Source organism: Pseudodesulfovibrio sp. S3 (genome assembly GCF_004025585.1).
In the GTDB taxonomy this organism is placed as follows: Bacteria; Desulfobacterota; Desulfovibrionia; order Desulfovibrionales; family Desulfovibrionaceae; genus Pseudodesulfovibrio.
The window spans coordinates 1-2,884 of record NZ_QTZO01000039.1 but is presented as its reverse complement, the minus strand read 5'-3'; the positions used below and the strand labels follow the sequence as shown (position 1 = coordinate 2,884).

The window sequence follows — 2,884 nt, the reverse complement described above, 5'->3', positions numbered from 1 at the left end:
CAGATGGCCACGCAATGTCTGTCGCACCACTCCCTGACAAGTTCCAGATACAGCTGGTAATCCGCCTCGCAAAAGAACGTGGGCAATCGACGGTTTCCTCGCTGCACCACATGGTGGGCCTCACCGGATACGACAATACGAGCAATTCTCGGCATGGGCACAATATCCTACATGGACTCTACCAAGTCAAGAATTAGGTATACTGTCCCCCTAATTCCAATATCCTACATGGACTCTACCAAGTCAAGAATTAGGTATACTGTCCCCCTAATTCAATTCGGTCCCCCTAATTCGTCCCCCTAATTCCTTTTTGAAGCGTAGGACAAAAAACAAGACCTGACCCCATTCTGTTCCTCATTAACTAGTTTCTACCACCGTTAGTATCTAAAAAAGAGAGCTCCTTTCTAGCCCATTGCAATTCTTTAATCACGTCTTCAACTGGAACCGCTCCCCAGCCTCCATCTGGGTTATTGTAAAAAATGACTTCAGCTTGCCCGCGTTCATTAATCACCTCTGCAAACAAATGATCGTTCATCCACAACTCAACAAATATATTTTCTCGATTATCTATATCGCTTGCTATTTGTACTTTAATCATTTTTTGGGCTCCAATAATCCAATAAATTGACCATCACCACCGAACCGTAAGCCACGGCCATCCGGTGCAACCATGTCAACAAATTCACCATAACGCTTATTTTGTTGGTGGGGAATGGGGTCATGGGGAATGGGGTCAGGTCTTGAATTATAAGGTTTCAGGCGTCATCTTTTTTACAATAATGCTGACACTCGAGTAGTGAAGTGAATATTTCTAACGTTCCAGTTGGACTCACTGCTCTGCCGGGAAATACCGGATGTTTTTCAGGGCTTCTATCGCTTTTGTAATGTTCTCCTTATTCATGGGCCACTTGTCGGTTTTCATGTATTCACGCTTGGAGCGCCAGGCCAGATAGACCTTAGCGAAGGACTGCTCCACTTGGCTTATCAGGAGAAATCCGCTTTCGGTATTATCGCCATCCTTGACCAGCGGATCGATGAGGTCACTACATAGATAGGTCAAAATGACAGAGCCGTTTTCCGCGCTTGCCAACGTGATCTTCGGCTTCGCCTTGCAGCCAAGGGCTAAGGCATTGATCGACTCCTGCGTGAACCGCTTTATGTCGTAATCAGGCAGGTAGAAACCGTAGATGCCGTATAGCTGTTTCCAGCTGTCGAATTCCTGCTCCTTAGGGATGAACTCCAGTGAGAACAGGTTCTTCTGTTGATTGCGAAAGGGCTTGGAGTTGCCCAGATCCTTTACCTCTTCCACCCAAAGAGGCGGCGGGAATTTAAGGATGCCTTGGTATAGCTGGATGACCTGGGTCATTTCCTGCTGTTGGGCCGCGTCCTGGGCCTGCGCGTTCGCTGCTCCCAACAGGAGGAACAGAGTCGTCGACAGAAGGAGAGCGCTGTAGCGGAATTCAGTTGGCATGTTTCTTTTTCCATTTTTCGATTTCGATTTCGTAATCGGTGGGAGTGGTGGGCAAGGTTGCTGGGCGGAATTTTTCTACACTCGCAGGAATATCGAATTCCATTCCACGCTTTTCAAGAAAGTCTACGCATCGCCAGAACCAATAATATTGCGGGGCATTCTTATTACCTGAAACAGCTTCAACTCTATTTTCGCGAGCTTCACTCATAATATGATTCTTAATCCCAATTCCGTGTTTAGTGATTTCTTCATAATCAGCACCATCCTGCAAAAGGAAATAAGCAAGTTCATAATTCTCAAGACTTGCCCTATATAAGAATGTATACCCCCCCCCATCTTTAAAGTGGATATCAGCTCCGTAACAATATAAAACTGCAAAAGCATCTGCCTGCGAAGGTCGAGTAGCCCAGAGTAAAGGCTGGGTCCTGTAATTCTGGACAACTAGATTGGGATTTCCCCTTCCTATTTCAAATATCATTTCAAGATAGTCAGTGCCAATAATGGGTGACTGCCATGCAGCGACATGAATTAACGATAATTCGTCAGAATACCCTTTGCGACCTTCCCAAATAATATTGGGGTCAGCACCATGTTCAAGTAGACGTCTGAATCCCTCTTTATTTGGATGGTACAAAACCCAACACGGAACGGTTATACCAGAACGTCCAGCAGCGTTTGGGTCAGCTCCTTGAGCCAACAGTTTATCAATATACTCCAGATCACCTTCAGATGCGGCTAGGGCTAGTTGCTGGGCTTGGCGATCCCCTGGAAACAACTTGCTCACGCTCATGTCGGTCAAGGAATTTTGCCCTTTCAGAGCAGCATCAACACATCCTGACGACAGCAATATGACCAAGCTCAACAATACAGTAGCTAACCTCATTACTTCACAATCTCCGTTTATTTTTGTTGGACATAAAAGGCATCAACCATGGCGTCAATCCCATGAACCCCACCGCCTTCAACGACATGCCTCTCCCCGACTGATGGCAGCATGAAGCTGAGCAAGTCTTGCAGGTTGTTCAGAAGGTCGCCTCTGCTTGGAATTAGAGGGACAGTATACCTAATTCCGCTTCTTCGGGCCGGGTTTCCGGCGTCGCAAGTCCACTCCTGTACGGGCTTGCAACCGATCGAAAAACGCGTCGTTGCCGAGTGGGCGGCCTGTCCGTGCATGCTTACTCAAGGCATCCATAGCATCCTGCGCATCCCCTGAGGCTATGAAGCTTCGCCAATCCGGAACCATGGAAAGCAGAGGCCCTGCCTTTACCAGAATATCGTCCCTCCCTTGCAAATGGGCCAGGGCGCTGCTCCAGGGGTAATCGGCAGGGTCCGAGACCATGCCTGCACGCACGGGATTGCGTTCGATATAGCGGGCCGCCGCGAGCGCATGCGCCTCATCCATGACAAAGGAGG

At 48.1% G+C, this 2,884-nt stretch carries 3 protein-coding genes and 1 pseudogene; all 4 read right to left on the bottom strand.

What is annotated here, in order from left to right; all coding sequences use genetic code 11:
* Nucleotides 1-361: 361 nt before the first annotated feature.
* The gene (locus tag DWB63_RS17135) at nt 362-598 is read right to left on the bottom strand and encodes a hypothetical protein (RefSeq protein ID WP_128330086.1); all 237 of its coding nucleotides are present in this window, start codon (nt 596-598) and stop codon (nt 362-364) included.
* Between the two features lie 231 nt (nt 599-829).
* Nucleotides 830-1,471: a hypothetical protein gene (locus tag DWB63_RS17130; RefSeq protein ID WP_128330085.1), complete on the bottom strand. Its 642-nt coding sequence runs from the start codon at nt 1,469-1,471 to the stop codon at nt 830-832.
* Nucleotides 1,461-2,354: an ankyrin repeat domain-containing protein gene (locus DWB63_RS17125; protein WP_128330084.1), complete on the bottom strand. Its 894-nt coding sequence runs from the start codon at nt 2,352-2,354 to the stop codon at nt 1,461-1,463. The genes DWB63_RS17130 and DWB63_RS17125 overlap by 11 nt, the downstream gene beginning before the upstream one ends.
* 180 nt (nt 2,355-2,534) lie before the next feature.
* Nucleotides 2,535-2,884: pseudogene (locus DWB63_RS17405) on the bottom strand (hypothetical protein); the annotation flags it as partial.

Coding starts and splice junctions, on each gene's coding strand:
- DWB63_RS17125 (WP_128330084.1), bottom strand. CDS start 2,354: ATGAGGTTAGCTACTGTATTGTTGAGCTTGGTCATATTGCTGTCGTCA.
- DWB63_RS17130 (WP_128330085.1), bottom strand. CDS start 1,471: ATGCCAACTGAATTCCGCTACAGCGCTCTCCTTCTGTCGACGACTCTG.
- DWB63_RS17135 (WP_128330086.1), bottom strand. CDS start 598: ATGATTAAAGTACAAATAGCAAGCGATATAGATAATCGAGAAAATATA.